Origin of the sequence: Spirosoma liriopis (assembly GCF_023196085.1) — a bacterium.
Classification (GTDB): domain Bacteria; phylum Bacteroidota; class Bacteroidia; order Cytophagales; family Spirosomataceae; genus Spirosoma; species Spirosoma oryzicola.
Window position 1 is genome coordinate 115,370 of record NZ_JALPRF010000005.1, and the last position, 25,585, is coordinate 140,954.

Here is a 25,585-nt window from a genome sequence, read left to right on the forward strand (position 1 = left end):
GCTTTAAATTAGCCTAAAAACCAGGATTTTGTGTCAGATTAGGATTCAAGGTTATTTCGGTCTGCGGAATCGGGTAAAGCAGGTATTTATCGTCAACGGTCCGGTTGTACACCCGCTTCTGAACTTCCTTGTACCGACCCAGCCGTAGAAGATCGAACCGACGGATTCCTTCGGCGCTGAACTCCCAACCCCGCTCATCGACCAAAGCCGTAATAAAGTCTTCTTTTGAAGGAGTCGTCGTCAAACTTAGTTTGCTGATACCCGCCCTCGTCCGAACAGCATTGATACCGTCAAACTTGCCCGCGTTGGCCGGATTGAGTTGATTCATGGCCTCCGATTGCATCAGCAGTACATCGGCATAGCGTAAAATCAGCGTGTTGTTGCGGGCGTTGTTTCCTTGTCTAAGCGGGTCCCGAAACTTGACGTAATACGCGTTAGCTAATGTCTGACTCCCGGCTTTTTTGGTCATCGTCCAGTTCTTACGAATGGTATCGGCAGGCGCGAACGAGTTGTAGAACCATTCCTCAACGTAAAACGCCTGATTGCCGTCTAGCGACGCAGGCAAATGCATCCGCGCCGTGATGTTACCCGCGTTGGGCGGCAAATCGAACTGAACTGAGAAAATGTGTTCAGGACCATTTTCGGTTGCGACATCGAATACGTTGGCGTAAGGCACCAGCGAATAAATTTTCGAGTTGATCACCCGGTTGGTAGCATCGAGGGCTGACTGAGTATCCGTTGCTTCGGCAGCTGATGAAGCAGCCCGGGTCAGATACACCTTAGCCAGCAAGGAAGCGGCTGCTCCGCTGGATACGCGCCCTTTTTCAGCCGCCGTAATTTTATTTTCAGGAAGGCAGTTCGCTTCGGCAAAGGTCAGGTCATCAACGATTTGCTTGTATACATCTTTGATCGGTGTTCGGGCGGGTCGTAAATTACCATCTGCTCCGGTTGGCTTGGTCAGCAGCGGAACATCGCCATAACTACGCACCAAGTCAAAATAAGCCAGCGCCCGCAGAAAACGAGCGTTTCCTTCGATGTTGGCGCGTCTGGCGGCATCCATGCTAATCGACGGCGTATTGGCAATGACATCGTTCGCGCGGTTGACCATCAGGTACGAGTACGTCCACCAGTTGGCTACTTCCGGATTGGTGGACGTATACGTTAGTTCATCCAGATCAGGCCGGCCCGCCTGCGGATTTCCGACCTTCATCAGATCACCGGTCAACTCCGACAAGATCCAGAACGTACGGGCGTAGTACAATCCATTCTGCATGAGATTGAATACACCGTTCAGCGCGGTAACGGCATCGGCCTCGCTCCGGTAAAAATTATCGGTGCTGACAAAATCGTAGGGTTCTTCTTTTAAGAAATTTTCGCAGGAAACGCCCGTCATCGCAAGCGCCCCCAACAGGAGCAACAAACCTTTTTTCGTAGTTTTCATGAGTGTCACGTGGATTAGAGGCCAAGGCGAATACCGGCGGTGAATGTTCGGACGTTTGGATACGCGTTGAAGTCGGTGTTGAGACTGAGGTTGGAAGCCCCGAATGAGTTGACCTCCGGATCGTAGCCAGAATACTTGGTGAAGGTGAACAGGTTCTGAGCGGTAACGTAGACATTCGCCGATTTCAGGACGTTGCTGATTGAGCCTAACTTCGGTAGCGTGTAGGAAAGCGAAACGGTTTTAACGCGCAGAAAACTGCCATCTTCAACCACATCACTCGTAATACCAGTTCCACGCCGTAGAGTGCTGTTTGCCTTGGCAATGGTGTTGCTGGTACCCGGCCCGGTCCAGCGCTGCGTCTGCGACTTTAGTTTGTTGCCGTTAATATAGCCGCCCGTTTCGAGGTAATACCGGTTGAGGTTCAATATGTCGCTACCCTGAACGCCTTGCAGAAAAACGTTCAGGTTGAAATTGCCCAGCGTAAAATTGTTGGTAAGTCCGTAAATAAACTTGGGTTGCGCCCGACCAATAATGGTGCGATCCTTCGCGTCGAGTACGCCATCGCCGTTGAGATCGGCGTAGCGCGGATCGCCCGGACGAACACCGGTTCGTTTGCTGGCGCTGATTTCGTCGGGTGTTTGCCAGATTCCTTCGAATACGTATCCGTAAAAAGAGCCAATCGGTTCGCCTACGCGCAGCACGCTGGTTGCGCCATTGCTGGCACTCGGGAAAAGACTGCCGCTCGACGTACCGACAAAGCGTTCGTATTCGCCATTCAGGTCAAGAACTTTATTGCGATTAGCGGAAAGGTTGGCGGCTGTTGTCCATTTGAAGCGACCCGAATTCACATTGACGCTATTGACACTCAGCTCAATTCCTTTGTTTTGCACCCCACCCGCGTTTAACAGGACTGTGCTGTAGCCCGTTGACACCGGAATTGATACGTTCAGTAGTAAGTCTCTTGTGCGTTTGTAGTAATAGTCCGCAGTAAACGTAATTCGATTGCTCAAGACACTCAGGTCAACACCGAAATCCAACGAAGCGGTTGATTCCCAGCTAATACCTGGGTTCGGGATGTTGTTCGGCGATAAACCAATCACGCGTGTGCCGCCCCCCAGTGTGTAAGCGTTGTTAGTGTAGCGGGCAAATGATGAATACGACGCGATTTCCTGATTACCGGTGATGCCGTAGCTTGCCCGTAATTTCAGATCAGAAACGACGGGTACCGACTTCATAAAGGGTTCGTCGATGACGCGCCAGGCGAAAGCTCCCGACGGGAAATAGCCCCATTTGTTGTTCGGTCCGAAGCGGGACGACCCATCGGCCCGCATCGTGAACGTAAACAGGTACTTATCCAGAAAGCGGTAGTTGGCCCGGCCAAAGTAAGACATCAGGCTATTTTTACTACGGCTTGAACTCGGTGGCAACACGTTGGCACCAATGCCGATGTTGTCGGATTCCAGCAGATTCGTGAAGAAATTACTATTCGATGCCGCGAATTCGGTGTTGTAAAATTCCTGAAATGTCAGACCACCGAGAAGCGTGAGCGCGTGCGATTTGTTGAACTCCCGGTCGTAGGTTAAGGTATTTTCGTTAACCCAGCTGTAACGGTTTCCTGATGAGCGCGTAGCGGTGCCTTTGCTGTTCGAACCGGCGTAAATATCGGACGGTACGTAATACTCCAGCGACGCATAATTAAAATCCGTTCCGGCGGTACTTCTGAGCTTAAGTCCTTTGACGATCTCATAGTCAGCGAAAAAATTAAGTAGACCCCGCAGGTTGTTGTACTGATTTTTGACTTTGTTGGCATAAGCGACCGGATTACCGACCAGCTCCAGGTAGCCCGCAGGACCATTGAGGTACGTATAAGTTCCCGCCTGATCACGAACTGGCAGTGCCGGATTGAAACGCATGGCGTCCAGAATAATACCACCCATTTCCGTCGATCCGGCAGTATTGACCAACGCGCGGTTCTCTCCCGACCGGGTTAGTTGTGACGTAAAGCCAACATTGATTTTGTCGCTTATCTTTTTGTCCAGATTAAACCGAATAGAGCCTCGCTGGAAGCCCGAATTAATGACGATACCCTGCTGGTTAAAATAGTTGAAGCTCAGGTTGTAGCGGGTATCGCTGTTGCCGCCCAGGAAGTTAAGCTGGTAGTTACTGATCGGCGCTGTTCGCAGCACTTCTTTTTGCCAGTTTGTGCCTTCGCCCAATGCCGCAACCTGTTCTGGGGTATAAGGCAGTGCTTTCGCAGAAGCGGGCGTTTCCTGATTAATCAGACCCTGAACGTCATTCAGATAGGTCGCAAACTCTCTGGCGTTCATCATATCGTATAGCTTGCTGACGGACTGAACACCGTGATACGCTTCAAAATTGATGGATGATTGTTTGCTGGACCCTTTTTTCGTCGTAACGATCACGACACCGTTGGCCCCCCGGCTTCCGTAGATAGCCGTAGCAGAAGCATCCTTCAACACTTCAATGGATTCGATATCGCTGGGGTTTATGGAATTCAGATCGCCTGCGCCCGGAAAGCCGTCAATCACAAACAGCGGTTCGTTGCCCGAGTTGATGGAGTTTGTCCCCCGGATGCGAATGCTGATGTTACCGCCCGGTTCCGCATTGGTTTGGGTGACCTGCACTCCGCTGATACGGCCCTGTAGAATCTGATCGGCCCGGGCGATGGGCAGATTCTTTACTTCCGTCTGCGAAATAGAAGCAATTGATCCGGTCAAATCCCTTTTTCGCTGCGTACCGTAACCAACCACAACAACATCACTCAACAACTGGGGCGACTCAGCAAGGGTAATGTTCAGCGTTGTCGATTGACCAACAGGCACTTCTTTAGCCAGGTAGCCGGTGTAAGAAACGACCAGCACTGCATTAGCAGGAGCATTAATCGTGAAGGTGCCTTCGGCATCGGTAACAGTACCCGTCGTACTTCCTTTTAGCAGAACCGACGCGCCTGGTAACGGAGCATTCTGCGCATCCAGCACCTTACCGGATATCCGCTTCGTTTGAGCCCCGGCTGTTATCAGGATGAGCCAGAGCATGCCTGTGATAAGTAGTTTTAGTCGAATCATAGATGTAGAATTGGTCTATATAGGTAAGGCTACGTTTACGTCTGTCTGATTGCGGGTACGTACCCGCAATCAGACAAAAAAATAATCAGAATTGATTACGCTTTATTTTTCTATGATTTGCCACTCGCCTATTACTTTCCAGGGACGTTGACGATCAAATTCTTACTTTAACTTAAACGGTTTCGGGTACGTACCCGAAAAGTAAAAAACAATTAAATACAATCAAATCATTGACAGAAATTTATTTTGCACATCTCCATTCAAAGAAAATTAACGAGCAATTTATGCTTGAACTAAGTACATAATATTTCTCCTGTTTGAACTTACGCTTATACAGCTTACAATCTGAGAAACCATTTCTGTTTGTACAATACATACATAAAGCTCCATAGGACCGCTATTGTGGCTATCACTAACCCTACGGCCTGAACAGGTTCAGGAAAAAAGCTTAGCATCCCGCCAAACAACGCTTTGGCGGTGTACCGAAAGTCAACGAATCCGCCGATCATATAGATGACGATGGAATTCATGCCGATAACAATAAAAAAGAAGGTCCACCGACGCCAGTGGAGAATGTCGATGATGCTGTAAAAGAGCGCTAGTAACAACAAGCTAAAACTACCCGTCAGCATGACGAATGAACTCGACCAAAGAATTTTGTTGATGGGAAAAACCTGATTCCAGCCTAACGCAACAACCAGGCATACTAAACCACTCCCTGTAAGCCACATCGCTTTTCGGGATCTGGACATTGTTTGTTCTGGTGTTCGGAGCAGATTACCCGCAAAAATTCCTAGTAAAGCGGTAGCAATAGCGGGCAATGTCGATAAAATACCCACTGGGTCATAGACTTCATTGTACATTCGGCCCGGTAATAAGGTCTTGTCCAGGTACGTTGCCGGATTGCATTCAGGAGTAATCAAACCAGATCCGCAACCGGGAACGGGCACCAACTGAATGATTAGCCAATAACCAATGAGCAATCCGGCGAACCACACGTACTGCGATCGCCGGGACGCGTATAGATAAATTAGCTGGGCAAACATGCCCGCCAGCCCAATTCGTCCCAATACGCTTGGGTAGCGCATATGCGTCCATTCGGTTTTGAATAAGCCATTGTTGTACAGAATCCCAAGCAAAACCAGGACAGCTCCGCGTTGAATTACCTTACGAGTCAACAGATTGGGACTTACTCCTTTTTCCAGTCGGCTGCCTAACGAAAAAGGAGTAGAAACGCCGGCCAGGAACAGGAACAGCGGGAAAATCAGATCATAAGCGTGGAAACCGTGCCAATAAACATGGGTAAATTGATCAGCCACCACCAGTGCCCAACCCCAGCCCGTTACGTCGGCCAGCACATGAACCAGCTTGTCGCCCCCCGCAATCCAGAACATATCGAATCCCCGCAATGTATCCAGGGATTGCAGCCGAAATGGCGCTGAGGAATCCAATGGCAGCTGATTAGGTTCAGTCTTTGCCTGTTCAGCGGAAAGGTCGGTCAGCATCTTTTTCGGATTTAGTTAGAGAGTAGGGCATTGAACAGTATGGTAGGCACTAAATGGTATGAGCAACCTGCGCTTTCGAGTAGACGATGTTTCCCCCGACAATCGTAGTATCAATCGTGATATTCTCATCGAAAACCACTACGTCTGCATCTTTACCAGCAACCAGCGACCCTTTGCGGGAATCGACGCTCATAATGCGGGCGGGCGTAGTGCTGGCCATGCGAACGGCATCGAGCAATGACACGTCAGCCAGTTGAACCATGTTACGAACCAACTGATTGGCCGTAGCGACGCTCCCCGCGAACGAAGATCGGTCGGGCAGTTTTGCTACGCCGTCTTCAACCAGAACAGGTAGCCCGTTGGTCAGTGAGCCAAGAATGCTGTCTCCTTCTGGCATACCAGCTGCCCGCATAGCATCTGTGATCAACGCCGTTCGGTCTGCACCTTTAATTTTGTATACCAGTTTCAACAACGGAGGAGGCAAGTGAATACCATCAGTGATGATTTCAACGTCCATATCGAGTAGCAAAGCGCTTTCAATGGCCCCCGCGTAACGGAACGCGTTCCGGCGCGTTACGCCCGACATAGCCGAGTACAAGTGCGTAGCCAGTGTATACCCGTTCTCATACGCTTCGAGCACGTCTTCGTAGACGGCGTCGGTATGGGCAATGGCGGCTAGAATGCCTTTTTCGCGTAGTCGACGGCCAAACGGAATAGCACCATTCAGTTCAGGGGCCGCACTCCACCGGGCGATGGACGATGAATAAGCCAGTATTTCTTCGTATTCGGCGGGGTTCGGATTGCGGATGTAACGCGGGTCCTGAGCGCCCCGCTGACTAAGCGCAAAGTAAGGTCCTTCCAGGTGAATGCCCAGAAAATTTGCACCATTGCAGTTCTGTTGATTAGCACGCTCGTAGTTGTCCAGCGTTTTAAGCAAATCCTCTTTTTCAGCCGTTAGCGTGGTTGGTACCAGCGATGTCGTTCCATACTGGGCGTGCAATTCAGCGATTTTCAAGAATGCCGTGTCGGTACCATCCATAAAATCGTGCCCTCCTCCCCCGTGAACATGAATATCAATAAAACCCGGCGCTACATAGCGTCCTTCTACATCCAGTTCGACAGCACCGGGTACGTCGACATCCCGTTCGTGAACGCCGACAATCAACCCATCCTGCATCACGACTGTTCCACCCCGAATATACCGAAAGGGTGTGATGAGCGTTCCATTTTTAAGTTTAAGATAGCCCATGCTACGGCTGATATGCGGTTGACACGATGATCCGTTTAAATCGTTGGCTCCCAACCCGATTGGTACGTCCGGCGCCAGAGTTTTTCGGCTTCTTTGTTGTTTTTGATGTGCCCGTTTGACGGGTCAATAGCGAGCATTCCGCCCGTCCGCTGCGCAATGTTACCGAGTTGACAAAGCAATGTGCTTTTATGTCCTCCGGTAATATCGGATGCTAGCGTTGTCCCTTTTTTAATGCTGTCGAAAAAGTTTTGAATATGAATGGCATCGAGCGCCTGCGATGGGTTCATCCGATTTCTCGGGTCAATCTGAAGATCGTTCTTGACGTCTTTTACCAGCTTATTTTCCAGATCAAAAACTTTGTATGAATTGCCGGATTCAATTAGAAGCGAACCCGATTCGCCATAAAACATAACCCCTACGCTGGTGCCTTCAACAGTTCGGCCATTGCAACTTCGGCCTTCCCAGGTCATGGCCGTGTTATTCGGAAATTCCAGATTGATGACCTGCGTATCGGGGGTTTCCCAGTCGTCTTTGTACCGATAACGGCCACCCGTTGAGGTTACCTTGGTCGGATAATCGACGCCCAGCCCCCACCGCATCAGGTCGAGCATGTGCGTACCGTTGTTGCAGGCTTCACCGGTGCCCCAGTGCCAGAACCAGTGCCAGTTGTAGTGAATAAGGTTGTCTTTGAAGGTTTGGCGCGGAGCCGGTCCCTGCCAGAGTTCGTAATCCAGCCAGGATGGTACGGCGACCGCTTTACCCGTGCCAATCGAAGCGCGGTTGTTGGTATACCAGCCTTTCGCAAAATAAGGCCGGCCAATAACGCCCCCTTGAACGTCCTTGATTGCCTGGGCTACATTGGGCCAGGATCGGCGTTGGTTGCCCATCTGGACAACATTCTTATATTTTTTGACACTGGCTACCAGCAGTTCACCCTCGTGCGGATTGTGACTACACGGCTTTTCGAGGTAAACATGCTTGCCCGCTTTAGATGCTAATAAAGCGGCTGGCGCATGCCAGTGGTCCGGCGCAGCAATAATTAAGGCATCCAGGTCTTTGTTTTCCAGCGCCTTCCTGAAATCAGGCAGATTTTTGGGCTTCGTTTGCTGAATGCCTTCAACAGTAGTCAGGCATTTAGCAGCGGCTCGCTGATCGACATCCGAAATCGAAATTACCTCACAGTTGGGTTGTAAAGCAAAGTTACTGGCTAGTGCCAGGCCCCGGCTGTTTACACCCATCATGCCCACTCGTACTTTTTCGTTGGCTCCAAGAATACGTGCATAACTTTTAGGGCTAAAGCTCGGTAGTATGCCACCCACAGCCAACGCAGTAGCGCCTGTCAAAGTACGGCTAATGAAACGTCGGCGTGCGCTGTCGAAATGAGTCTGTTCCTCGTTATGCATATAAAAGTTGGGTTTAGGAATGCCTGGGAACGCTGGATTGACTAAGGATTTTTTCGTTTTGCTTTTTCTAGGACACTCGCCAGAACGACAGCCGCTCCCCCCTGTCGTTTACTTTCATCGGCGGCTTCCATGAACGTAAAGATTTCGATTGTTTCTACGGGCGATACGGGAGGTTTACCAGTTTCGAAATAGGTAATGATTTCCTTCAATAAGGCATTGTACCCGTCGTAAGGACCCAGCTTGACAGCACCAGCCTGCGTGTAAACGGTTCCTCCGTATTCGTGTTTGCCGGTCCGCGTTCCCCGAAACGTACCGATCCGGCCATCCGCCCACGTTCCGACGACAACGTCGGTTCCATCGGTGTGCGCCCGAATTACTTGCTGGCAACCCGTTCCCATAACAGTATACAGCGTTTCAACGCCGTGGACGCCGTACCAGAAAAAGTCGGGATGTGTTTTTTCCAATACCGCCGGGCTAAACGTATCCGCTCCCAGCACCTGACTTTTATCGATGCTGTCAACGCCCTTGATATACCGCAGCGACGAGGCTGAGAAAATAGGTAGATTATAGGAACGAGCCAGATCAAATATGGCTACTACGTCGCTTAGTGACGCAGCGATGGGCTTGTCGATAAAAACGCGCTTCCCGGCTTTGAGTACCGGTCTAAGCTGTTCCAGATGAAGCCGACCATCGTTGGTTTCCAGCAAAACCACGTCAACTTTTTTGAGCAACTCATCAATTGAATCGACGATGTCAACCCCTAATTTTTTTACCTCGTTAATGTAGTCAGGAATTCGCTTCGCGCTGCTCTCAATCGTCTTGCTCCCATACGGGTAAGCGGCTACTACTTTGTAATTGGCATAGTCTGAACCACCTCCGTTCAAGGCTTTCGTAAAAGCTACGCTGTGCGATGTATCCAGGCCAATGATTCCCACCCGCTTACCTTCTGCCGACTCCTGTTTTGTTGACCATGCCATTGGTGATAAGCCAAGTGCCAGACTTCCCAACGAAGCTTTCTGGATAAATTGCCGACGATCATGCAATAGAGTAGTCATAAAACGGATGGCTGATAGCGGGGTGAACGAAGGAGAAATACGTTTTTACGGGTACGTACCCGTAAATATACACACATTTTTAGAGTAGCAATAAATCAGGCCAAAACTTTCATTTAATTCTGCCTGATAAAGTTTGGCAGCGATAAAGTACGGCCTAAAAGCTTTGTGACCCTAGCTAATTAATTTCGATAAAAAGCCTGGTTTTCCTGGGTGACGATATCGATGGGCATGTAATGTTCCTTCGCGACGGAAGCCGAAAGAATTAAGTGTTGGTACAAAGCCATGATGCTTCGGTAGCCTTGTTCTTTTGGCTGGTGGCAAATCAGGAAATCAATGATACCACTAGCCAGAAAGCGGATGTTTTCATTAACGAAATCATAGCCGATCAACAGCGGTCTCTTTAGTAAATCGGCACTTTCGAGAAAACGGGCAACCGAGAAGACGCGGGAATTACTGACAAACACGGCATCAATCGCTTCGTGAGCGGTAAACAGATCTTGCAAGTGTAGAGCAATAGAGGGGTAGTCGGTCTGCTGGATATTGGCCTTTAAAATCGGGTAGGTCAGCTTGTGGTCGGTGAAGTAAGCCCGAAATCCTTCTTCAATTTGCTGGTACGTAAAGCTATCCAGCGACGTAGCGATATTAACAACCAGCAACTTACTATGCTCCTGCAAGCGATAGGTACATAATTTTCCGGCCAGATAACCACTCTGAAATAACGGCGGACCGATGTAAGACAGGCTCCGTTGATTGGGTATGGTAGAGTCGATGAAGACAAACGGGATATTGGCTTTTTGACATGCGTCGGTAAACTCACGGGCTTCGTCCACAAAGGAGGGCGCTAAAACAAGGCCATCGACGGAAGCGTCTACGATTCGGTTCGCCTGTTCGACAAAAGTGCGGGGATCGCTTAGGTTGAAAAAATAAAGATCAACGTTGATTCCGTATTGTCTGATTTCGGCTTCGGCCTGTCGGACTCCCTGCAACGGCGCTTCCCAGAAGTCGGTTTCTTCGGTGACCGACGGAATCAAAACGGCAATGGAAAGAATCTTATTGGAAGCTAATCGCCTGGCTAGCAGGTTGGGCTGGTAATTAAGCTCGGCGATGATCTGGTTTATTTTTTCCCGCGTTTTAGCCGAAACACCAGTTCGATTATGAATTACCCGATCGACGGTGGCGATAGCGACGTTGGCACGACGAGCAATTTCTTTAACACCTGGTATCTCCTTTTTTTTCATTGGTTGCAATAACGGATAGGCCGTGAAACCTGGATCAGTTCAGTATTTCACGAAAGTTAGGCAATAATTATGGACGTTCTCCCCAAAAACTGCGCTGACGAATCGGACTTGCTGACAATCACGGCGGTTAAAAGAAGGACTATGGATTCAATTTACTCAGGTACACTGCCCTCGAAAAGCAAATCGGTAACTTCTCCAAAAATGCTACGTAACAAGACGCATCAGCTTCCAGAGATGCTGACCTAAAAGCCTTTCAATGTTGCGGTACCGTTTCCTTACTCAGGAAAATTTTACCGTCTTATCCCGGTTGCGAAGCGGTTATTGCCATAGGTCGCAAAAATTTAACCAACAACTATGACAGCTCAACCCACAACGTCCTCAATGGAGGACCCGCTGAAAAAATACCCTCAACCTCCTCATCCTGAGCAGCAACAGGATGTACCAGGCCATGAAGATCAGTTGCAACCTAAAGCCGATCATGGGGAAGAATCGTACAAAGGTTCAGGAAAGTTAACAAGGCGTAAAGCGCTCATTACCGGAGCGGATTCGGGCATTGGCCGGGCTGTAGCAATTGCTTTTGCCCGCGAAGGGGCCGACATACTCATTGCGTATCTGGACGAAGAGGACGATGCGCGCGAAACCGCCCGCTATGTCGAAGAAGCGGGGCAAAAAGCGGTGCTGATGGCTGGCGATATCCGCAGTGAAGCGCATTGCCAGCAACTCGTGCAGCGTGCCGTGGATGAGTTAGGTGGTCTGGACATTCTGGTCAATAATGCCGCGTATCAAATGTCGCAGGAGTCTTTGCAGCATATCAACGAGGAACAGTTAGAGCGAACGTTCCGCACCAACATTTTCTCAATGTTTTTTCTGTGTAAAGCAGCTGAAAATCATCTCAAGCCGGGTAGTACGGTGGTCAACACAACATCGATCAATGCCTACAAGCCCAGTCCTACATTGCTGGATTATGCGGCTACCAAGGCAGCTATCCAGAATTTTACGGCTAATCTGGGGCAACTATGGGCCGAAAAAGGCATTCGGGTAAACTGCGTTGCGCCCGGCCCGATCTGGACGCCATTGATTCCTTCGACGATGCCTCCCGAAAAAGTAAAAAGTTTTGGTCAGGATGTGCCGTTGAAGCGAGCAGGTCAACCCGCCGAACTGGCTCCGGCTTACGTACTGCTCGCATCCAATGATTCTAGTTACATGACGAGCAGTACCGTACAGGTGACTGGTGGTACACCAACGATCTAGGGAGAGGAACGCAGCGATGGCTATCACGCACTTGCTCGAAGCCTATTGGATAGGGCCTTTGCCCGGCTTTTGGCTCGGCAAAGGCCCACCAGTAAAGACAAATCACGTAGATAACCGACTAAGCGAGTTGCCCAGATGAACCCAATGCGCCATATTGCGGTTATAAGGCTGACAAATTTCGGTCACTGCTCATGGCTTCCGCAACACTTCCTCCTCACACGGCTGTTTACGCGCCTTATACGCTGATTGACAAGTCACGTCAGGGCGTGCTTCGTTCAGAAGTCGATCAGGTAGCAAACCTGGTGGGCTTAACCGATATTGAGATGGCCCGCATCCTTAGTATGTCGGATCGTAATTTGCATCGCCTGAAACCCCAGGAGCGGCTATCTCGCGATACCTCCGAACGATTATTGCTATTGACCAATTTGCTTCGGCATGGGCTGGATGTCTTTGACGATGATGCGGAAACCCTCGCCGACTGGCTGCGCTCACCCATTCGTGAATTGAATTCCCAATCGCCCCTACAGTTGCTGGATACAACAACTGGCTTTGGGCTGGTCGATGATGTGCTGGGTCGTATCGAACACGGTATTGTTGGATAAGGGCAATGCTGACTGTTTACCGCACTGTAAAAGCCAAATACAGCCAGGAACCCTTAGCTACCGAAGGAGCGCGCTTGTTTGGCGGTCGGTGGAATCCAAAGGGATATGCCTTGTTATACACCACTTCCTCCCCCGCCCTTGCCCTGGTAGAATCACTTGTTCACCAACCTCGGGTAAAGTACGAGAAGCTGCCGAAACTGGTGTTGTTTACCCTGCAAGTACCCGACGACGTAGTCTTTTTCTCCGCAGAGTCACTTCCGGCCTATTGGAATGAGGAAAGTTATGAGCGCACCCAATGGTTGCTGCGCGACTGGCTCACGGCCCCAACGAACTTAGTAGCCGCGGTGCCTTCGGTTGTGGTTCCGATGTCCTATAACTACTTACTTCATCCCGCTCATCCCCGCTTCCGTGAGATCGAGATCATCAAACAAGAAATCTTCCCGGTTGAGCGACGATTATGGCGTGACGAAGGGCTTTCTTCCGAAACCGAATAAAATAGGTTTTGTGATGTGTAAACCGTCCGGATCGCAACCGAAGAATCAGTTAACCAACGTTGTACCCAGAATTTACCGATAAAGTTGACGTTGTTTACTATTGCCCATAATACAGAAAAATGAGCGCCCGAAAGAGCGCTCATCGATCAAAGATTCATGCCGCCGGTAACCTCAATTCGTTGACCGTTCACCCATTTGGCGTCATCACTACACAAGAATGCCACCACGCCCCCGATATCGTCTGGTAAGCCGACGCGTCCCAAAGCCGTAACACCCGCCACGAAATTCCGCATGGCCGGGGTATCTTCCATAGCACCTCCACCGAATACAGCACCGGGCGCAACGGTATTGGCCGAAATACCCCTTCCTCCTAGCTCGAGGGCAAGATACCGGGTGAATACATCAATCGCCCCTTTCATGATTCCGTATGCGGAAGCGCCAGCAAATGAGTAGCGCGTAACGCCGGAAGTAATATTAACAATGCGCCCGCCGTCTCGAAGATACCCTAACGACTTTTGCGTCAGAAAGTAAACGCCCTTTAGATGAATAGTCATCATTTCATCAAACTGAGCCTCAGTCGTTTCTGCTATCGGCGCTACAAGACCGGTACCCGCGTTGTTAATTAAAAAATCGAAACGGTCGGTACCGAAGGTGTCTTGTAAGGTTGTGCTCACCTGCCCGAAAAAGGCATCGAAGGCGCTAGCGTCTGACACATTGAGTGGTAAGGCAATCGCTTTACGCCCGAGTGATTCGATAGCCGCCACAGTTACTTCGGCTTCACGTTGGTTGCTGCGATAGGTAAGCAGAATGTCTACGCCTTTTTGGGCTAAGGTCAAAGCTATGTTTTTGCCGATCCCACGGCTTCCTCCAGTTATTAAAGCAATTTTTTGCGTTGTCATGCGACTTTTTGTACAGATTAAAAACAGTACAAATGTCCTCCAACGAACAGCGACGATGTTTGTCCCGAACAATCAACTTTATGTATAATTCAAACTTTTTGCCTGACTACGAAAAGCCCCTGGTGAAACGGAGGTTTCGTTCTTGAAGAATTTGGCGAAATGCGCAAAATCCGAGAATCCGAGACTATCCGCAATTTCGGCGATGGTCCAGTCGGTATGAAGCAGCAGCGCTTTGGCTTCCTGAAGCATCCTGCCAGCAATGAGTTCGGTCGTTGTAAGGCCGGTGGTTTCTCGAAGAACCTTGTTGAGATGATTCACGTGGACGGCGAGTTGATCGGCGTATTGCTTTGCGGTACGGAGCGCTACTTTTTGCTGTGGATTTTCGAGAGGAAATTGCCGTTCGAGCAACTCAATAAACAACGATGTTGTCCGGGCGAAGGTACTATAGTTGGGATGAAGCATCGTCGTTGACTGCAACTTTTGCCCAATGTGAATTAGCTCTAGCGCGTAGGCACGCAGCAGGTCGTATTTGTACGCATAGTTGGACGTAATCTCTGCCTGCATATGGTCAAAAATGGCTTGTACCCTTACTGCGTCGGTTTCGGATAAAGCATAGACAGGATGTTCCGGCGACTTGAAAATAGGCAATTCGTCCAGAAGCACACCGCTTTTAGTCGGGTGAAGGAAATCCGCCGTAAAGACGCAAAACGGCCCGGTCTGGCGATTCAGGGGCAACCACTGAAATGGTTTTTTGGGTGTTGAAAAGATCAGCGTCGGTTGCGATACTTCGATAGTGCGGTCCGGATATTGAACGAGGGAGCGTCCGGTGAGAAAGCTTATTTTGTAGAAGGCGCGACATGGAAGGGGCACCGATGGTTTCTCACGAGCAGTCTGATTGATCTGGTCCAGGTCAAATACGTTGAAATGACCTACTTCATGCTGAATTCCATCGGGTAGCAATGCACTCAAATCCGTCGAAGAACCGCTGGAAAGCCGAAGGCATAGTTCCTCAAATGAAGTCGTACTCATAGCGTGGTTATGTAAAATTCAAAGTTAACCAAAACAATCTTAACTCGCTCACACAAAGCTATTGTTCCGGTTGATTTTGAACTAGACCACAACCGCCTGGAATGTCTTTTATCAGGATACCGGTGTTTCTAACAACCGATCTATTCAGATACTTTACAACGAACAAGCGTCAGTATTTACTCCCAGATGTAAGTAGGAAGCAGATACTGACGCTTGGGATAACCGTTTTACTAAAGCCTATTAGATTATTTACCAGGCTGCAATTAAACTAGTTTTTACACCACACGGCCCATGAGTGGATCGGTCTTTGATGGGTTACCAGTCTCTATATGTCCGGCGAAACGCTCCTCAAAACCATCGTGGCCTTTGACCTGTACGCTCAGATCGTACCAACCGTGTTGCTTGTTCAGATCAACCGGCACGCTGGTTTTTGCCCCCGCCGGTAGACGGACCTGCTGGCTTTTCCCTTTGTAGCTGTTATCGAGCAGGGTCAGTGTGTGCGCTTTTGTATCTCGATTATGAACCGTTAGTTGCAGATTGCCCGTCAGCTTGTTGCGACGCAGACGCTGGGGCTCATACTGACACTCGATTTGTAGCAGCGGATTAGTGGCCCCACCGGTAAACTCGCGGTAGAAACCGTTGGGACCGTAGACCCGTAAATGGTACTGGCTGGCGTCAAAATCGCCGACGGACCACTCATCCTGCAACAAATCACCAGCAGCTACCGAATAATCCCAGGCCCGCATTGGTTCGCCCTGATAAGGTCGGACGGCATAAACACGGAACGGAGCCCCCGCAGCCTGTTCGCCAAAGACAGTCTTACCCGCTTTAAAACTCAGGCCAAATTGCCCATTGTTCTGGCCGATCACGCGATCAACGTACAACTCGTAAGGCAGCGCGCAGGCCGACCGGATGCCTTTTTCCTGCTGTGGTAAGTGCGACGACTGCTCAGGCTGAGCGTTGATCTGTTTAACCGTATCGGCGGCTAGTTTTTGGTAGTTAGCAGGCGCATTCTTGAACTGAGCCTGGTGGATACCTTCTATGAAAGGTCCCCGCTCAAGAAATTTAGGCTGGGTAATGGGTTCACCATTGTAAGGTCGGAAAACCGACGTTAGATCACCGCAAACTGTCCGACGCCATTCCGTGATGTTTTCCTCACGGATGGTTTTCCCTGTTTTCTTCGCCAGAAAATGCTCTAGAAATTGCAGCGACGAGGTGTGGTCGAATACTTCGGAGTTAACGTATCCGCCCCGCGTCCAGGGTGATGCAACAATCATCGGTACGCGGTAGCCTAATCCGATTGGTCCTTCCCGTAGGCCACTGGTTTGTGCCGAAGGGTTAGTCTGCTGCTCTTTGGTAACGAAGTCGAGCCGGGGGTCGATACCAGCCGAAACCTTACCGGTATTCGATTTGTACGGGTTAGGCACCACATAAGGCGGCATGTGATCAAAGTACCCGTCGTTTTCATCGTAGGTGATGATAAAAATCGTTTTCTTCCATACCTCCGGGTTTTGCAGCAAGATTTCCATCGCTTCACTGACGTACCAGGGGCCAAACCAGGGCTGGCCGGGATGATCGGAGAAGTGGGCAGGCGGCATTAGCCACGAAACGGTCGGCAATGTACCGTTCTGAACATCCTGCCGGAACTGGTGAAAAACATCACCTTTCGGCACATTCAGAGTCCGTTCGGCCCCTGCTTCCGAGTACGCCATAGCTGTCAGCTCATGGAAAAACGAGTCCTGCCGGTTCGTTACGAATGCGCTGTCGTGCAATTGTCTGGCTTCGGTTGACAGGTTGGCGTAACCGTCGGTTGTGTACCGACGCTGGGCCGTTTCGATGTTGGTCAGCAGTTTGCGGGCAGCGGCTAACTTCTGAGCGGTTTTTTCATCGGCAGGCTGCTTTTCCAGTTCAGCAATCAACTGGCGCACCGACTCATTTTTAGCTTGCAGGTTTGCAATACCCCCTTCGTGAAGCCGGACATTATACTGCTGGTAATATTCCAGCACGTTGGTTCCGAAGTTACTAAGCCAGGCGCTTTCTTCGCCCTTAAGCCCATAACCCATCGTAATTTCGTTCTGGTACACCTTCCAGGGAACGCCAGCCGCTTGCAGTCGTTCGGGATAAGTTGTCCAGTTCAGGGTAGGGTATTCGTAGTTGTTGACGTTCCACAGGTGCGCAATGGCTTCCGGTTCGTTTTTCTCGCGCACCGTACCGGTCATCCAGTAATGCCGGTTGGGGTGTGTACCAGTGATGCTCGAACAGAAGTTGTGATCGCAAACCGTAAAGGCGTCAGCTAACGAATAGTAGAACGGAAAGTCCTCCCGATCGCAGTATCCCATTGTCAGGGGCATGTCGTTAAACGCCTTGTTGCGGGCTTTTTTGGTATCCAGCCACTTATCGTATTTGCCGTTGTTCATGGCATCAGTCTGGTCGGTCCAGCCGTGAGGCAGCGATCCCATCCAGGCCACTTTCGTGTCTTTTACGTTTAAATGAAACGGCCCGTACGTATCCCCTTGCGCGTTGGTTTGCAGCCAGACCGTGTTCTGATCCGGTAACTGAATGACGCGTGGGTCGTTGAAGCCCCGCACGCCCTGCAACATGCCTAACTGGTGGTCGAACGAACGATTTTCCTGCATCAGGAACACGATGTGTTCAGCGTCGTAAAAGGTGCTGCCCACTTCCGGCGCAACAGCCAGCGCCTTCTGAATGACGGGAGGTAACGTATTGCTGAGCAGGCTACTGCTCGACAGCAAGGCTGCTTTTTTTAGAAAATCTCGACGGTTATCCATAACATCTATTTTGGAAAAAGCGTACGTTAATTAGAACGAGTAACGGGCACCCAGCTGTACCGAGTAAGGTGTTCCTTGTTTTTGCGTTGTACCCACGTTTTCGTTGACGCGGTAGCTATACTGACGCGTCGTTGGGTTGAAACCGTTTGGTGTCAGCAACGTCTGGTTGCTCAGGTTGTAATTGCCACCCCAGTTGCGAAAAGAGGTCGCTTCGGCCCCCTTCGTGGTTACTCCGTCGAGTACCTGACCCAGCAGGTTAGCGAAATTAAATACATCGACGCTTAACGCTAGTTGCTGCTTGCCAAACGTGCGGAACGATTTAGCCAGCCGTACGTCGAATGTACCCGAGAAGCCATTTTCGCCCCCGTTGCGGTCAAATATGTTGCCGATGCTGTTGCGGATGGCTCCGGCAGCCCGATTATCCGGGTTATCCAGCACACGCTGCATCGAAGTGCGGATGGCCTGCGGCACCTCCGGATTAGCCGGGTCGAAGACAAACGCCAGGTCATTATCCGTACCAGGACCACCCACAAAATCTCCGTTTATATCACCGTCAACGACCAGCGAATACCGCGAACCGCCGACGCCCGTGAACCGTACGCTCAACACCAAACCAGCCACCGACGGCGACGAACCATAGGCGACTAACTTATGCCGGAACTGATTGTCGGAATAGTTAATCTCGTCCAGGCTGCGGGGATCACTTTTGATGGGCCGGAAGGTAGACGTATTGGCTACGTTCCCGTTGTACGACGTATTATCGCGGGAATCGTTCCAGGTGTAGCTGAACGCCAGCGAACCATTGCGCGGCAACCGGATTTCACCGTCCAGCACGAACGTCAGCGTTTGCAATTTGGCCCCGTTGGTCAGCATCAGAGTCCGGCCAACCGCCTGCGTTTTGCGACCTAATACGTTGTTTGTCTGGCCGCTGTTGGTTGCAATGGTGTTAGCGGGTACGAAAACGCCCCGGTTGGCTTCGTTACTGAGCGTAAAATACGGCTGGTCAACCAGGTTGCGATCCAGGTAAACGTAGTTATTTACTGTTTTGGCGTAAAGCAAGTTAGCCCCTAACCGAACGTTGTCGCCAAAGAAGTGGCTATACGACACGTTTGCTTTGTAGATGGTAGGTACCTGGAAATTCGGATCGTTGAGGTTGATCGTTGACACGTAGCTGGCCCCGGCTGGAATTCCCGGCGCGGTTGTAGGATTGTTACGGTAGGAAACGAAATCAGGACGGGGTACCAGGTTCGGCTGGCTAGCGTTAGCCGGACGGGTTACGTCAATAGACGCCACTTTGGTCCCGCTGTTCTGAATGTTGTTCACCTGTGCGTAGTTGATTACGTAAGCCGAGAAGGCCCCACCCCCTACCCGGATAATGTCGCGATTTTTGTTGCCGAGGTTCCAGGTTAGTTGAACGCGGGGTTGAATGTTGTTCCAGTCGGTTGGATTGGCGTCGGTGCAGAGGCCCAGTTCCCGTTCTACCACTGGGTTGTAATCACCCTTTGTCAGGTAACTGGTCAAATCCCAGCGCAGTCCTGCCTGAAGGTCCATGTCAAACCGGGGTTTATACTGCACCTGTCCGAACAACGACGCGTTCAATACGTACTGTTGCACCGATGGAATGCCGTTGATGGGCACTTCGCGGGCGTACCGTGATGGGTTTAGATCGTTGAACTCCTTTAGGCTGTTGAAGACAAACCGACCGTTTTGTTCATTCGAAATGTAAGTGTCCAGATACGTCAGCGTGTTGTCGGTGCCGAACGTAAAATTGTAGCGGTCTTTCGTCCAGTACAGCGTGTTGGCCAGTTGAATCTGGTTTTCGAGGTTGCGTTCCGGTGTGAACCGCTGTCCGCCTAACTGGACCGACGTACTACCGTTTCGACCGTTGGGCAATACAGAATTGACCGTAACAATAGCGCGGGGAATGTTGGCCGATGGAAGCAGGCTGTTGGCTTCGTAGTTCCGGGTAGCGTGCTGATACTGAATTTTTAGTTCGTTGACCAATGTTGGTTTAAACGTCGACCGTAGTGATAGCAGCGTACTATTTTCCAGCGATTTGAATCCTCCGTACACTTCGAACAGATTGATGGCGGAATTATCGTTCGTGCTATTTGGATTGTCCCAGTTGCTGAAGTTGTTGCGCAGCGTCAGCGTATGCTTGGCATTGAGTTGCCAGTCGAGCCGAGTAAATAGGGTGTTGGCCACCGTCTTCCGGTTAAATTCTCCGACCTGCTGGGTATTGCTCAGGCCATATTTTTGACGGCCAATGGTGATGACACTGTCAAGTACAGCCTTACTAATCGCCAGCGCGTTGGCATCCGCATCGGAGCGGATATCAGCAATGTAGAATGGAGACGATTCATTCTGCCGATCGAGGGCAACAAAGTAATGCAATTTGTCTTTGATGATCGGTCCACCCAACGAGAAGCCGTACTGAAAGCGGCTGAAATCAACCGTGCGGATATTGCCCCGCATATCGCGTGGACTCGACAGACCGTTGGCGTTATAATACGTAAAGGCAGTACCCGTCACGGTATTCGTACCCGACTTGGTAACCGCACTCACCGTACCGCCCCCCTGACGCCCTTTGGTTACATCGTACTCATTCGCGACAATTTCAAATTCACGGATCGCTTCGAGCGAAAGCGAAAACGGCCCACTCCCTAAAGCACCACTGGTCAGGTTATTACGAGCACTGGCCCCATCGATGAGAAAGTTGGTCGATGACGGTAGTTGCCCACCGATGCTGGTACCATTACTCAACGGCGAAAGCGCCAGCAGGTTGGTGAAGCTCCGGTTAAACACCGGTAGCTTGGCAATGTTGTCGGCGGTTATAGCCGTTGAAGCGCCGAGTCGGTCAACGCGGTTTTTAAGACTCGTACCCGCTACAACAACCTCCTGCAATTGCTGATCAGTTTCGGCCATCGTAGCGTTGACAGTTATTAGATCGCCTTGGTTGAGCTGGTATCCTTTGCGGCTTTGATTCGTAAAGCCCACATACGAGAACGTAATGGTGTACGGCCCGCCGAGTGGCAACTGCCGAATAGCAAAACGTCCATCGACACTCGTCTGTGTGCCGGTATGGAAGCCGGTGGCTTCGTTACGGATCTGAACGGTTACGCCGGGTAAGGCACTTCCGGCTTTATCCTTTACGATACCGGCCATCGTAGCGTCAGTGGCTTGTCCCAAGGCCAGGCGCGTGAAGAATAAACAACAGAAGAGTAAGGGTAAAAGAAAACGGTTGTACGAAGCGAAAATGTGCTGCATTGAGTTGCGTTTGAAGAATCGGAAAAACGAAACTCGCTAACGCCATCGGCTCGACGCTGTTAAATTTTAACATTTGCCTCAGGCTTAACAAAACCTTAAATAACCACGACAAACTATTAAGTATGTATTACCAGATTGGCCCGTTTGCCGGAACAGTTGGTTACACATGCATAACAATGGTAGCTGTCGGTTCGGCGGAGGTACGAATCTTACGCGAAACCGTTTGACGGGTAGCACCCACCAAATCACCAATTTCCTGATACGACAAATAATCGAAGGGGCGATGCAGCTGATTGTTCGCATCCAAAACAGAGGAGTTGTACTGCTCCTGCAAGTGCCGAATTCGGTCATCAACGATCAACCCATTGCGATGCAGCAGTCGGATTTCCGTACGGTGCCATCGACGAATAACCGTCTCGCTGAACCAGTCGGCCAGCAAAGGATTGTGGGTCACTGCATGCCGGAAAGCGGGTCGGTCAATAACATATACGGAAGCACTGGTTGCGGCCTGAGCGTATTCAAAAAAAACGACTTCGTCCAGATAATCCAAGTCGCCGAACAGTTCACCCGGTTTTAATAAATCATACAGAACGCGTTGGCCCCACTCCCCCAGGCTACCGATTTTAACCAGTCCTTTTTCTATAATGTATACGTGTGTATCAACGTCAGCGGGCTGGTAGATAAAATCACCCGGTTTTACTGTGCGTAGCGAGTAGTCTTGTGAGCAATCGTCAAGCAGGCGCTGGACAACGATGGGCATTGGCATAACTAAAAGAGGAAACGTAAGCATTAAAATTAAGTCGGCTTAACACGGTTACCATATGGATAGTATTATGAAATCGTTAAACAAACCCCGATTGCTCGATAAGCCAGATGCGGCAGCGCCTAACGTCACGAAAATAAATGTTAGGTGCACAAGCGTTTGTTAATCGTCTTTTAATCAATCTGTACCGATTCGTAACATTGTCATAATATACAGGCAATATGCCCAGGATAACTTGCAGCCCGAAACAAACCATTAGTTTGAATGAAACGCTGTAGCTTAGTTCTACTTGTTAATTTATTGTTGAGTTCGTTCGCTTGGGCACAGGTAACCACCAGCGGCCTGAGTGGTCGAATCACCGACGCCAAAAATGAAAGCCTCATCGGGGCCACTGTTCAAGCCTTATACACACCCACTGGCGCGCGCTACGCCACGATCACCGATGCTGAAGGGCGCTACCGCATCAACAACATGACCGCGGGTGGTCCTTACGAAATTACATTCTCTTACGTCAGCTTTAAAAATGCCGTCCGGTCGGGCGTTACCCTGCAACTGGGCGAAACAACGAACCTGAACGTAATTCTCGAAGATGCCAAAGCGACCCTCAGTGAAGTGGTAGTAAAAGGCAATCGGGGGGGCGAGCGCGAAGGGGCTGGCATCAACGTCGGCAGCGAAACGATCCGCCGTCTACCCACTATTTCCCGCAGCCTGACCGATATGACCCGGCTGACGCCCCAGGTCAATAACCAGAACTCGTTTGCGGGTACCAACTTTCGGTACAACAACGTAACCATCGACGGAGCCATTAATAACGATGCGATTGGCTTTAGTCCTTCGCTCGGCGGTTCAACGGGAACGTCGGGACAGCCCGGATCAAGCACCCGTACCAACCCGGTCAGCTTAGATGCGATCCAGGACATTCAGGTAGCCGTAGCCCCATTTGACGTGCGGCTGGGTAACTTTCTGGGTGGCTCGGTCAACGCCGTTACGCGTAGCGGTACGAACAAAGTAACGGGTTCGGTGTATGGATTCGGTCGGAACGCAACGCTGACGGGAACCTGGAACGGCGCATCCGGTACGAAAGAAAAATTGCCCAGCACCTTCCACGAGTACCAGACTGGTGTTCGGGTAGGTTTACCGCTGATCAAAGACAAATTGTTTTTCTTTACCAACGAAGAAATCACAAACCGTCAGGACCCCGTACAGTTTCAGGCTGGTTCGCCTTCGTCGCTGATTAAAGACGCAGCGGTAGCCCAGCAGCTTTCCGACTTCGTTAAAGCCAATTACGGCCTCGACGCTGGTTCATACGACAACTACTCGATCTACTCGAAAAGCACGAAGTTCTTTAACCGGCTCGATTGGAACATCAATGCCCGCAACCAGTTGAGCATCCGTAACAATACCGTTTTCTCGGAAGCAACGAACCTGGAGCGCGACGCGGCTAACTTCCGCTTCGGCAGCATCGATTTTCGCCAGAACAACAACCAGAGCAGTACGGTTGCTGAGCTGAAAACGCAGTTGGGTGGCCGGGCGTCGAACAGCCTGATCGCTGGTTACTCGACAGTACATGACTACCGCACGACGCTTTCCAACGTCCGGACGTTTCCGCAGGTTGAAATTGGCTACAACGGCGGTACGATTTTCCTGGGTAACGACCGCGAAGCTTCGGTGTTCAACATGCGCCAGAAGACCTTTGAGCTGACGGATAACTTTACGTTCTACAAAGGCATCAACACATTCACCATCGGTACGCACAACGAGTTTTACACCATCGACTACGGCTTTGTCAATTCGCCTAATGGCCGGATTTCGTACCGTTCCGTTGACGAATTCCTGAGCAAACTGCCAAACCGGGTTCGGGGTTCATATCCGTTCGGTGATGCCAGCAACAATCTGGACAACCAGTTCAACAATCCGTACGCGCATTTCAACGTAAATTTGTTGAGTCTGTACGCGCAGGACGACATTCAGCTGACCGACCGCATCAAGCTGTCGCCGGGTGTTCGTTTCGACTATACGGGCCTGCCAAATAAACCGGCTCTTAGCCCACAGGTTAATGCGTCGGCTGGTGACCCGAACTACGGCACAACGTATACCTACACCCCGCTGAATCAGATCACCAATACGTATCTGAACAACGTTCAGGTGTCGCCCCGACTGGGCTTCACCGTCGATGCCAAAGGCGATAGAAGTCTGGTGTTCCGGGGTGGTGCCGGTCTGTTCACGGGTCGTATTCCTTTCGCTTGGTTAGGATACGCTTTCTACAACAACGGTGTTGGCTACGGTGCTTACGATTTCAACAACAACGCGACGGCTACGACCAAACTGGTTGGCGATCCGCTGATACCGAACGGCGCTCTGGCCATCAACAACAACGCGGCTAACGGTGGTGTTCGCCGGACGCAGGTTGATTTGATCGATAACAATTTTAAAATGCCACAGATGTTCCGGGGTAACCTGGCCGTCGATTACACCCTTGCCGGTTACAAAATCACGTTAGAAGGCTTGTACACGAAGGTGATCAAAGACCTTAAGTTCCAGCAGGTGAATACGAAAGATGCCGTTCGGTATTATAGCTACGATACCCAGCAGCAACAGCCCATTTACGTATCGGCAACAGGAACAGCCGGTGCTCAGCGTATCGACAATAACTTCGCGAACGCTTACCTGCTGTCTAACACCAATCAGGGTTACCGGTACAATCTGACGGCGCAGATTCAGAAAAACTACACCGCAGGCTTTGGCTTCTCGGCTGCTTATACCTACGGAAAAGCGTATGATTTAACCAACGGTATTCGTAACTCGATGGAATCGAACTGGCAGTTGAACCAGTCGCTGTCGCCGAACAATCCGACGCTGGCATATTCGAACTTCGATATTCGCCACCGCATCGTAGGCACGATCAACTACCGCCAGACCTGGAGCAAAAGCAACGCCACAACGGTTACGCTGTTCTACTCTTTCCAGTCGGGTTCGCCTTTCTCGTGGGGTTACGTAAACTCGACGGTCGATGGAACGGGACAAGCGAACAGCTTAGCGTATATTCCGAAGGATATGAGCGAAGCCCAACGTCTGCTTCCAACCGGCACCCAGGCTCAGGACTTTATGGCCTTCGTTCAGAGCGACAAATATTTGAGCAGCCGCATGGGAACGTTTACCGAGCGTAATGGCGGACGTACCCCCTGGAACAACACGATGGATCTGCGCTTCCTGCACGAGATCAGAATGCAGAACGGCCACTCGCTTCAGTTCTCGTACGATATTCTGAACTTCCTGAACCTGGTTGATAAGAAGTTAGGTTACTACTACTTCTCGCCCAACACGTTCAACTCGACAGCGTCTATCGGTCTGGCTCGCGCGACGAATCCCGCTACCGGCGATCCTACCTTTACCTGGAGCCGTCCATCAGCCCCCTACTCGATTGATCCGCTGGGATCACGCTGGCAGATGCAGCTAGGAGCGCGGTACTCCTTCTAAGCACGGAGGTAACTCCTATGTCCTTTACCAAAAGCGG

At 50.6% G+C, this 25,585-nt stretch carries 16 protein-coding genes; 4 read left to right on the forward strand and 12 right to left on the reverse strand.

Annotated features, from left to right (window positions below; translation table 11 throughout):
- Positions 1-13: 13 nt before the first annotated feature.
- The 7 genes from M0L20_RS23915 to M0L20_RS23945 form a co-directional block, all read right to left on the reverse strand.
- Positions 14-1,441: a RagB/SusD family nutrient uptake outer membrane protein gene (locus M0L20_RS23915; protein ID WP_248479558.1), complete on the reverse strand. Its 1,428-nt coding sequence runs from the start codon at positions 1,439-1,441 to the stop codon at positions 14-16.
- A gap of 14 nt (positions 1,442-1,455) precedes the next feature.
- Positions 1,456-4,527, reverse strand: coding sequence for a SusC/RagA family TonB-linked outer membrane protein (locus M0L20_RS23920; RefSeq protein WP_248479559.1), 3,072 nt, complete (start codon positions 4,525-4,527; stop codon positions 1,456-1,458).
- 338 nt (positions 4,528-4,865) lie between these two features.
- Positions 4,866-6,032: an acyltransferase family protein gene (locus tag M0L20_RS23925; RefSeq protein ID WP_248479560.1), complete on the reverse strand. Its 1,167-nt coding sequence runs from the start codon at positions 6,030-6,032 to the stop codon at positions 4,866-4,868.
- A gap of 49 nt (positions 6,033-6,081) precedes the next feature.
- Positions 6,082-7,281 carry an N-acetylglucosamine-6-phosphate deacetylase gene (nagA, locus tag M0L20_RS23930; RefSeq protein ID WP_248479561.1) on the reverse strand — a complete coding sequence of 400 codons (1,200 nt, stop codon included), beginning with the start codon at positions 7,279-7,281 and terminating at the stop codon, positions 6,082-6,084.
- A gap of 35 nt (positions 7,282-7,316) precedes the next feature.
- Positions 7,317-8,684 (reverse strand): Gfo/Idh/MocA family protein, encoded by a 1,368-nt coding sequence (locus tag M0L20_RS23935; RefSeq protein WP_248479562.1) that lies wholly within the window; start codon positions 8,682-8,684, stop codon positions 7,317-7,319.
- A gap of 41 nt (positions 8,685-8,725) precedes the next feature.
- Entirely contained in the window at positions 8,726-9,739 is a 1,014-nt protein-coding gene (locus tag M0L20_RS23940; RefSeq protein ID WP_248479563.1) for a Gfo/Idh/MocA family protein, read from the reverse strand.
- A gap of 179 nt (positions 9,740-9,918) precedes the next feature.
- Positions 9,919-10,977 (reverse strand): LacI family DNA-binding transcriptional regulator, encoded by a 1,059-nt coding sequence (locus tag M0L20_RS23945; protein ID WP_232563324.1) that lies wholly within the window; start codon positions 10,975-10,977, stop codon positions 9,919-9,921.
- 354 nt (positions 10,978-11,331) lie between these two features.
- Between M0L20_RS23945 and M0L20_RS23950 the strand changes: the two genes are divergently transcribed.
- The 3 genes from M0L20_RS23950 (at position 11,332) to M0L20_RS23960 (ending at position 13,324) form a co-directional block, all read left to right on the forward strand.
- A complete protein-coding gene (locus M0L20_RS23950) occupies positions 11,332-12,228 on the forward strand; it encodes an SDR family oxidoreductase (protein WP_248479564.1) in 897 nt (298 codons plus the stop codon).
- 191 nt (positions 12,229-12,419) lie between these two features.
- A complete protein-coding gene (locus M0L20_RS23955) occupies positions 12,420-12,830 on the forward strand; it encodes an Xre family toxin-antitoxin system antitoxin (protein ID WP_248479566.1) in 411 nt (136 codons plus the stop codon).
- Between the two features lie 5 nt (positions 12,831-12,835).
- Positions 12,836-13,324: an RES family NAD+ phosphorylase gene (locus M0L20_RS23960; RefSeq protein WP_248479568.1), complete on the forward strand. Its 489-nt coding sequence runs from the start codon at positions 12,836-12,838 to the stop codon at positions 13,322-13,324.
- A gap of 146 nt (positions 13,325-13,470) precedes the next feature.
- Here M0L20_RS23960 and M0L20_RS23965 read toward each other — a convergent pair whose 3' ends face one another.
- The 5 genes from M0L20_RS23965 to M0L20_RS23985 all read right to left on the reverse strand — a co-directional run bounded on the left by M0L20_RS23965 (position 13,471) and on the right by M0L20_RS23985 (position 22,068).
- Complete coding sequence (locus tag M0L20_RS23965; protein WP_248479570.1) at positions 13,471-14,223, reverse strand: SDR family NAD(P)-dependent oxidoreductase; 753 nt, start codon at positions 14,221-14,223, stop codon at positions 13,471-13,473.
- A 78-nt stretch (positions 14,224-14,301) separates the two neighbouring features.
- Positions 14,302-15,252 (reverse strand): helix-turn-helix domain-containing protein, encoded by a 951-nt coding sequence (locus M0L20_RS23970; protein ID WP_248479572.1) that lies wholly within the window; start codon positions 15,250-15,252, stop codon positions 14,302-14,304.
- Between the two features lie 275 nt (positions 15,253-15,527).
- On the reverse strand, positions 15,528-18,041 hold the full coding sequence (locus tag M0L20_RS23975; protein WP_248479574.1) for a phosphocholine-specific phospholipase C: 2,514 nt from the start codon (positions 18,039-18,041) through the stop codon (positions 15,528-15,530).
- 30 nt (positions 18,042-18,071) lie between these two features.
- Positions 18,072-21,308 carry a TonB-dependent receptor gene (locus M0L20_RS23980; protein WP_248479575.1) on the reverse strand — a complete coding sequence of 1,079 codons (3,237 nt, stop codon included), beginning with the start codon at positions 21,306-21,308 and terminating at the stop codon, positions 18,072-18,074.
- A gap of 160 nt (positions 21,309-21,468) precedes the next feature.
- Positions 21,469-22,068, reverse strand: a complete 600-nt coding sequence (locus M0L20_RS23985) for a Crp/Fnr family transcriptional regulator (RefSeq protein ID WP_248479576.1) — start codon at positions 22,066-22,068, stop codon at positions 21,469-21,471.
- A gap of 267 nt (positions 22,069-22,335) precedes the next feature.
- Here M0L20_RS23985 and M0L20_RS23990 point away from each other — a divergent pair, with 267 nt between their 5' ends.
- The gene (locus M0L20_RS23990; RefSeq protein WP_248479577.1) at positions 22,336-25,548 is read left to right on the forward strand and encodes a TonB-dependent receptor; all 3,213 of its coding nucleotides are present in this window, start codon (positions 22,336-22,338) and stop codon (positions 25,546-25,548) included.
- Positions 25,549-25,585: the final 37 nt, after the last annotated feature.

What these genes read in the sequence shown, in the direction of transcription:
- M0L20_RS23925 (WP_248479560.1), bottom strand. Translation starts at nt 6,032, where the DNA reads ATGCTGACCGACCTTTCCGCTGAACAGGCAAAGACTGAACCTAATCAG.
- M0L20_RS23955 (WP_248479566.1), top strand. Translation starts at nt 12,420, where the DNA reads ATGGCTTCCGCAACACTTCCTCCTCACACGGCTGTTTACGCGCCTTAT.
- M0L20_RS23990 (WP_248479577.1), top strand. Translation starts at nt 22,336, where the DNA reads ATGAAACGCTGTAGCTTAGTTCTACTTGTTAATTTATTGTTGAGTTCG.
- M0L20_RS23920 (WP_248479559.1), bottom strand. Translation starts at nt 4,527, where the DNA reads ATGATTCGACTAAAACTACTTATCACAGGCATGCTCTGGCTCATCCTG.
- M0L20_RS23960 (WP_248479568.1), top strand. Translation starts at nt 12,836, where the DNA reads ATGCTGACTGTTTACCGCACTGTAAAAGCCAAATACAGCCAGGAACCC.
- M0L20_RS23915 (WP_248479558.1), bottom strand. Translation starts at nt 1,441, where the DNA reads ATGAAAACTACGAAAAAAGGTTTGTTGCTCCTGTTGGGGGCGCTTGCG.
- M0L20_RS23985 (WP_248479576.1), bottom strand. Translation starts at nt 22,068, where the DNA reads ATGCCCATCGTTGTCCAGCGCCTGCTTGACGATTGCTCACAAGACTAC.
- M0L20_RS23970 (WP_248479572.1), bottom strand. Translation starts at nt 15,252, where the DNA reads ATGAGTACGACTTCATTTGAGGAACTATGCCTTCGGCTTTCCAGCGGT.
- M0L20_RS23945 (WP_232563324.1), bottom strand. Translation starts at nt 10,977, where the DNA reads ATGAAAAAAAAGGAGATACCAGGTGTTAAAGAAATTGCTCGTCGTGCC.
- M0L20_RS23940 (WP_248479563.1), bottom strand. Translation starts at nt 9,739, where the DNA reads ATGACTACTCTATTGCATGATCGTCGGCAATTTATCCAGAAAGCTTCG.
- nagA (WP_248479561.1), bottom strand. Translation starts at nt 7,281, where the DNA reads ATGGGCTATCTTAAACTTAAAAATGGAACGCTCATCACACCCTTTCGG.
- M0L20_RS23935 (WP_248479562.1), bottom strand. Translation starts at nt 8,684, where the DNA reads ATGCATAACGAGGAACAGACTCATTTCGACAGCGCACGCCGACGTTTC.
- M0L20_RS23980 (WP_248479575.1), bottom strand. Translation starts at nt 21,308, where the DNA reads ATGCAGCACATTTTCGCTTCGTACAACCGTTTTCTTTTACCCTTACTC.
- M0L20_RS23965 (WP_248479570.1), bottom strand. Translation starts at nt 14,223, where the DNA reads ATGACAACGCAAAAAATTGCTTTAATAACTGGAGGAAGCCGTGGGATC.
- M0L20_RS23975 (WP_248479574.1), bottom strand. Translation starts at nt 18,041, where the DNA reads ATGGATAACCGTCGAGATTTTCTAAAAAAAGCAGCCTTGCTGTCGAGC.
- M0L20_RS23950 (WP_248479564.1), top strand. Translation starts at nt 11,332, where the DNA reads ATGACAGCTCAACCCACAACGTCCTCAATGGAGGACCCGCTGAAAAAA.